We start from the raw sequence: 6,674 nt of genomic DNA on the forward strand, positions 1-6,674 counted from the left end.
GCTCGCGGTGGTGCTGCTCGCCGCCGCGAGCAGGGCGCCGGCCGCGGCGCGCGGCCCGGCGCGCCAGCGCACCGCGCGCACCGCCGGGGGCAGGCGGTCCTCCACGCGCTGCACCGCCTCCCGCGCCCACGGCGGCGCGGGCGCGCGCAGCTGGCGCTGCGCCAGGGCGCGGGCGCGCGCGGCGGCGACGCGCTCGGACAGCGGGGGCACGGGCACGGCCGGGACGCTAGGTGCCGGGCCCGGCGCCCGGGCCGCCTCAGGGGGCGGGCTGTGGACGCACCCCGCCGGCGGTGGCCTGGGGAACGCGCGCGAGCTCGGCCGCCAGGTGCTCCTCGGTCTCGGCGGCCATGTCCACGCCGGTGGGGTCCAGCAGCCACTGCACCTGCAGGCCGTCCACGAGCGCCACGAGCCGGCGCGCGGCCGAGCGCGGTCGCGGGTGGCCGCGCTCGGCGAAGGCGGCGCCGAACTGCTCCACCAGGCGCTGCGAGCGCTCGGCGAAGAAGGCGTGGGCGGGGTGGTCCGCGGCGGTGGCCTCGGCGGAGAGCACCGCGAAGAGCTCGACGATGCCGCGCCGGGAGGCGTTGCGCCGCACCACTTCCACGAGGCCGCGCAGGGGGTCCGCGCCGGCGTCCGTGCCCGTCTCGCGCACGTCCTGATCGTCGCGGTGCTCCAGCACGGCCAGCAGCAGCGCCTCCTTGCTGCCGACGTGGTGCAGCAGCCCGGCGTGCGAGAGCCCGCAGCGGGCGGCGAGCTCGCGCAGCGAGGCGCCGCGGTAGCCGGACTCGCCGAACAGGCGCACGGCCTCGTCGAGGATCAGCCGGCGCCGCTCGCGCCCCTTGGCGTAACCGCCGGGACGGGCGCCGCGCGCGCCGCCGTCACCGGTCGCCGTCCCGTCGCGCTGCACGGGGCGTGTCTACCACCACCGGAACCAATACCTGCCACGTGGTCGGTTTTCAGGGTACGGTGCGCGGCATGACCGACGACGTCGTCCCCACCCCGGCCCCGGCCGCCTCCCCCGTCGAGGAGCTGCTCGCGCGGCTCACCCTGGAGGAGCGGGCCTCGCTGCTGGGCGGCAGCGACTTCTGGCACACCACGCCCGTCGAGCGCGCCGGGGTGCCCGCGGTGATGGTCACCGACGGCCCGCACGGGCTGCGCAAGCAGGCGCAGGGCACCGACCACCTCGGCCTGGACGCCAGCGTCCCGGCGACCTGCTTCCCGCCCGCCGCCGGCCTGGCCTCCTCCTGGGACACCGACCTGCTGCGCCGCGTCGGCGAGGCGCTGGGCCGGGAGACCCGCGCGGAGCGCGTGGCCGTCCTGCTCGGCCCGGGCGTGAACATGAAGCGCAGCCCGCTGTGCGGGCGCAACTTCGAGTACTTCTCCGAGGACCCCGTGCTGGCCGGCGACCTGGCCGCGGCGCTGGTGCAGGGCGTGCAGAGCCAGGGTGTGGGCACCTCGCTGAAGCACTTCGCCGCCAACAACCAGGAGACGCAGCGGATGACGGTCTCCGCCGACGTCGACGAGCGCACCCTGCGCGAGGTCTACCTGACCGCCTTCGAGCGGGTCGTGCGCACCGCGCAGCCCTGGACGGTCATGTGCTCGTACAACCGCATCAACGGCGTGCACGCCTCCGAGGACCCCTGGCTGCTGACGCGGGTGCTGCGCGAGGAGTGGGGCTTCGAGGGCCTGGTCGTCTCCGACTGGGGCGCGGTGAACGTGCGCGAGGACGGCGTGCGCGCCGGCCTGGACCTGGAGATGCCCTCCTCGGGCGGCAGCGGCACCCGGCGGATCCTCGACGCGGTGGCCGCCGGGACGCTGTCCGCGGCGGACGTGGAGCGCTCCGCGCGCCGCGTGCTGGAGCTGCTGGCCAAGGCCGCCCCCGCGCTGGCCGAGCCGGGCACCGTGGACGTCCGGGCCCACCACGCCCTGGCGCGCGAAGCCGCCCGCGCCAGCGCGGTGCTGCTGAGGAACGAGCCCGTCGGGCAGGGGGCCGACGCCGCGCCCCTGCTGCCGCTGGCGCCCGCCGGCGGCGCCGTCGCCGTGATCGGCGAGTTCGCCCGCACCCCCCGGTACCAGGGCGCCGGCTCCTCGCAGGTCAACCCCACCCGCCTCGACGACGCGCTGAGCGCGCTGCGCGAGGCGTTCGCGGGCTCGCGCGAGGTCGTCTTCGCCGCCGGGTACGACCCCGACGTCGAGGACCTCGACCCCGCGCTGGCGGAGGAGGCCGTCGCCGCCGCCGCGCGCGCGGAGGTCGCCGTGCTCTTCCTGGGGCTGCCGCCGCGCTACGAGTCCGAGGGCTACGACCGCGAGCACATGGACCTGCCCGCCGCGCAGGTGGAGCTGCTGCACCGCGTGGCCGCGGCGAACGGGCGCGTGGTCGTCGTGCTGTCCAACGGCTCGGCGGTGACGGTGGAGCCGTGGCAGCAGCGGGTGCCCGCGCTGCTGGAGACCTGGCTGCTCGGCCAGGCCGGCGGCGGCGCGGTGGCGGACCTGCTCACCGGCGCGGCGAACCCCTCCGGCCGCCTCGCCGAGACGGTCCCGGTGCGCCACGAGGACAACCCCACCGTCGGCAACTTCCCCGGCGAGCACGGCCACGTGCGCTACGGCGAGGGCCTGCTCATCGGCTACCGCTGGTACGACGCGCACGCCCTGCCGGTGGCGTACCCGTTCGGGCACGGGCTGTCGTACACCACGTTCGCGCACTCGGACCTGCGGGTGCACCCGCACGGGCAGGGGGCGCGGGTCTCCGTGACCGTCACCAACACCGGCGACGTGGCGGGCACCGAGACGGTGCAGGTGTACGTGCACGACCCCGAGTCCAGCGCGTACCGGCCCGAGCAGGAGCTGAAGGGCTTCGCGCGCCTGACCCTGGCCCCCGGCGAGAGCGGAACCGCCACGCTCGAGCTGGACCGGCGCGCGTTCGCCTCCTGGCACACCGCGGCCGGCCGCTGGGTCGTGGAGGGCGGCGAGTTCGAGGTCCGCGTCGGCGCCTCCTCGCGCGACGTGCGCCAGAGGGCGTCGATCACGCTGGAGGGCGACGACGTCGTGCTGCCGCTGACCGGCGACTCCGACGCCGAGGCCTGGCTGCGGCACCCCGTGGCCGGCCCGCTGGTGCGCGAGGCGCTCGGGGAGGGGCAGTGGCGCGACATGCTCGCCGACCCGCAGCACGGGCAGATGATGCGCGCCATCCCGCTGGTGCGCCTGACCCGCTTCCCGGGGTTCCCGATCGGCGAGGACGACCTGCCCACCTGGGAGGCGAAGGCCGCACAGGCCTGATCCCGGCTGACCCGGGTCCGGGTCCGGGACCGGCCCCTCACCGCTGCGCCGAGGGCAGCGGCGAGGGGCCCTCACGCGCACGCCGCGCACGCCGCGCACGCCGCGCACGCCCTGCCCGCCCACAGCGCCCCGGCCAGCGTCAGGGTCGTCGCGGCGGTGCCCCAGGCGTGCGCGGTGGCCGGGCGCGGTGCGCGCAGCGCGAGCCAGCCGCTGAGCAGCGCGACCGTGGCGGCGAGGGCGTGGGCGGTGACGACCACGGGCTGTCGCCCTGCACCGGCCGCGCGGACCTGGACACCGGCGTCCTGCGCGCGAGGAGGTGGCGGTGGCGGAGCTGGCCGGGGAGCGGCTGGACTTCCCCGCGACCGGCGCCCCGCACGAGCGGCGCACCTGGCTGGCCGAGTTCGCCGCCCCGACCGGGGTGGACGTCGGCACCACCGGCTCCACCCACGGCGACGCGCAGCGGGTGGACGACGTCACCTCGGGGGCGGCGACGGGGTTCGGCGCCGGCGCGCCGCCGGCCCCGCCGGGCACGTGGCTGCCGGCGGGCGACGCCGCCCCCCTGGCCGGCTGAGCGGGCGGGAGGGCGGCGGGGCGCTCAGGCCGGGACGACGTTGACGAGCTTGGGCGCGCGCACCACCACGGTGCGCAGCGCCGCCCCGCCGATGGCCTGCTGCACCTTCTCGCTGGCCAGGGCCAGCTCGCGCAGCGCGTCCTCGGTGATGTCGGGCGAGACCTCCAGGCGGTCGCGGACCTTGCCCTTGACCTGCACGACGCAGGTGACGGTCTCGCGCACCAGCAGGGACTCGTCCACGGCGGGCCAGCCGGCGCGGGCCACGCTCGGCTCGTGCCCGAGCAGGGACCACATGTCCTCCGCCGCGTACGGCGCGAACAGGCTCAGGACCACCGCGACCGCCTCGGCGGCCTCGCGCACCGCCGGGTCGGCCGGGCCGACCTCGGAGTCGATGGCCTTGCGGGTGGCGTTGACCAGCTCCATGAGGCGGGCCACGGCCACGTTGAAGCGGTACCCCTCCACGTGCTGGCCGATCTCGTGCAGCGCGCGGTGCGTCACCGCGCGCAGCGCCGCGTGCCCGCCTGCCGGGTCCGCGCCGGGCGCGGAGGTGACGTCGCGCGCCAGCCGCCACGCGCGGCCCAGGAACTTCGCCGACCCCGACGGGGAGACGTCCGCCCAGTCGATGTCGTCCTCCGGCGGGCCGGCGAACGCCATCGTCAGGCGCACCGCGTCCACGCCGTGCTCGTCCAGCTGGTCGGACAGGCGCACCAGGTTGCCCTTGGACTTGCTCATGGCCGAGCCGTCCATGAGGACCATGCCCTGGTTCAGCAGCCGGGTGAACGGCTCGTCGAAGGTCAGGTACCCCATGTCGTGCAGCACCTTGGTGATGAACCGCGCGTACAGCAGGTGCAGGATCGCGTGGGTCACGCCGCCGACGTACTGGTCGATCGGGCCCCACTGCGCGACGAGGTCCTGGTCGAAGGGCCGGGTGTCGTCGTCCGGGGAGACGAAGCGCAGGTAGTACCAGGACGAGTCGACGAAGGTGTCCATCGTGTCCGGGTCGCGGCGCGCGGGGGTGCCGTCCACCGGGCTGGGCACGTTCACCCACTCCTCCGCCGCCCCCAGCGGGGAGGTGCCCTTGGGGGTGAGGTTCAGCCCCTCGCTCGGCGGCAGCAGCACCGGCAGCTGGTCCTCGGGGACGGGGACCTCGCCGGTGGCGGTGTGCACGATCGGGATCGGGGTGCCCCAGTAGCGCTGGCGGGAGATCAGCCAGTCGCGCAGCCGGTAGTTCTTCGCCGGCCGGCCCCTGCCGGAGGCCTGCAGCAGCTCGACGGCCTTCGCGATGCCCGCGGCCTTGTCCAGCCCGTCCAGCTCGCCGGAGTTCACCAGCACGCCGTCGCCGGCGGTGGCCGTGCCCGAGAGCGCCGGGTCCGGCAGCGCCTCGCCCTCCGCGTCGCGCACGTCGACGACCACGCGCACCGGCAGGCCGAAGGCGCGGGCGAAGTCCAGGTCGCGCTGGTCGTGCGCGGGCACCGCCATGATGGCGCCGGTGCCGTAGTCGGCCAGCACGTAGTCGGCGGCCCAGATGGGCAGCCGCTCGCCGTTGACGGGGTTCACCGCGTACCGCCCCAGCGGCACGCCGGTCTTCTCGCGCTCGGAGGACAGCCGGTCGATGTCGGAGGTCTCCTGGACCCTCGTGCGGTACTCCTCGAACGCCGCGCGCACCTGCGGCTCGGCATCGGCGGCCAGCTCCTCGGCCAGGTCCGAGTCGGCCGCGACGACCATGAACGTCGCGCCGTGCAGCGTATCCGGGCGGGTCGTGTAGACCGTCACCGGCTGCTCGCGGCCCTCGATGGCGAACTCGACCTCGGCGCCGGTGGAGCGGCCGATCCAGTTGCGCTGCATGCTGATGACCTTGGCGGGCCACTTGCCCTCGAGGGTGTCCAGGTCGTCCAGCAGCCGGTCGGCGTACTCCGTGATGCGGAAGTACCACTGCGTCAGCTTCTTCTTGACGACCTTGGCGCCGGAGCGCTCGGAGGTGCCGTCGGGCAGCACCTGCTCGTTGGCCAGCACGGTCTGGTCGACGGGGTCCCAGTTGACCAGGGAGTCCTTGCGGTAGGCCAGGCCGCGCTCGTACAGCTTCAGGAACAGCCACTGGTTCCACTTGTAGTACTCGGGGTCGGAGGTGTGCAGCACGCGGTCCCAGTCGAAGGAGCACGCGTAGCGGCGCATCGAGGCGCGCTGCTGGGCGATGTTGTCGTACGTCCACGCCCGCGGGTCCAGCCCGCGCTTGATGGCGGCGTTCTCCGCCGGCAGGCCGAAGGCGTCCCAGCCGATGGGGTGCATGACGTCGAAGCCGCGCTGCACCCAGTACCGCGCGATGACGTCGCCCATCGCGTACGCCTCGGCGTGCCCCATGTGCAGGTCGCCGGAGGGGTAGGGGAACATGTCGAGCACGTACTTCTTGGGGCGCGTGTCGCCCGGCTCGCCGCTGCGGAAGGGCTTGAGCTCGTCCCAGACCGGCAGCCACTTGTCCTGCAGGGCGTGCGCGTCGTAGCGCTCGCCGTCCCGCTCGCTCTCGTGGGCCGCGGGGACGCCGGTCCCCGCCTCGGTCTGCGTCATCTCGTCCTCCTGGGTGGGCCGCGTGCGCCCTCGTCCCCCGCCGTCCCCCCGACATGGGAAAACCCCTCGCACAGGAGGGGTCACCGCGCCGGGGGCCGCGTCAGCAGCCGCTCAGCGCGGTCCGGCGAGGAGTCGACGGGTCCGCACCCCACCAGCCTAGCGCCTGGGCTCAGGCCCCCGGTCGGTCGGTGCCGCCGCCCGCCGCACCGCCGGCACCGTCGCCCGCGGCGCCGGGCGCCGCACCGCCGGCCGCACCGCCCACCACGAC

6 protein-coding genes are annotated in these 6,674 nt (G+C 75.8%); 2 read left to right on the forward strand and 4 right to left on the reverse strand.

Features of this window, described 5'->3' with window-relative positions; all coding sequences use genetic code 11:
* A partial coding sequence (locus GTR00_RS11165; RefSeq protein WP_166611698.1) for a hypothetical protein occupies window positions 1-216 on the reverse strand: 216 nt, incomplete at its 3' end.
* Between the two features lie 40 nt (window positions 217-256).
* Window positions 257-904, reverse strand: coding sequence for a TetR/AcrR family transcriptional regulator (locus GTR00_RS11170; RefSeq protein ID WP_166611699.1), 648 nt, complete (start codon window positions 902-904; stop codon window positions 257-259).
* A gap of 68 nt (window positions 905-972) precedes the next feature.
* Between GTR00_RS11170 and GTR00_RS11175 the strand changes: the two genes are divergently transcribed.
* Window positions 973-3,273 (forward strand): glycoside hydrolase family 3 C-terminal domain-containing protein, encoded by a 2,301-nt coding sequence (locus GTR00_RS11175; RefSeq protein WP_166611700.1) that lies wholly within the window; start codon window positions 973-975, stop codon window positions 3,271-3,273.
* 71 nt (window positions 3,274-3,344) lie between these two features.
* Here GTR00_RS11175 and GTR00_RS11180 read toward each other — a convergent pair whose 3' ends face one another.
* Window positions 3,345-3,530 carry a hypothetical protein gene (locus GTR00_RS11180; protein ID WP_166611701.1) on the reverse strand — a complete coding sequence of 62 codons (186 nt, stop codon included), beginning with the start codon at window positions 3,528-3,530 and terminating at the stop codon, window positions 3,345-3,347.
* A gap of 65 nt (window positions 3,531-3,595) precedes the next feature.
* Between GTR00_RS11180 and GTR00_RS11185 the strand changes: the two genes are divergently transcribed.
* Window positions 3,596-3,844, forward strand: coding sequence for a hypothetical protein (locus GTR00_RS11185; protein ID WP_166611702.1), 249 nt, complete (start codon window positions 3,596-3,598; stop codon window positions 3,842-3,844).
* 24 nt (window positions 3,845-3,868) lie between these two features.
* On the opposite strand, the gene leuS is transcribed toward GTR00_RS11185, so the two are convergent.
* Entirely contained in the window at window positions 3,869-6,406 is a 2,538-nt protein-coding gene (gene leuS / locus GTR00_RS11190; protein ID WP_166611703.1) for a leucine--tRNA ligase, read from the reverse strand.
* Window positions 6,407-6,674 lie beyond the last annotated feature (268 nt).

Origin of the sequence: Kineococcus indalonis (assembly GCF_009906395.1) — a bacterium.
Lineage (GTDB): Bacteria > Actinomycetota > Actinomycetes > Actinomycetales > Kineococcaceae > Kineococcus > Kineococcus indalonis.

Excerpts from the sequence above, each read along its gene's own strand:
- leuS (WP_166611703.1), bottom strand. The coding sequence starts at position 6,406 with ATGACGCAGACCGAGGCGGGGACCGGCGTCCCCGCGGCCCACGAGAGC.
- GTR00_RS11175 (WP_166611700.1), top strand. The coding sequence starts at position 973 with ATGACCGACGACGTCGTCCCCACCCCGGCCCCGGCCGCCTCCCCCGTC.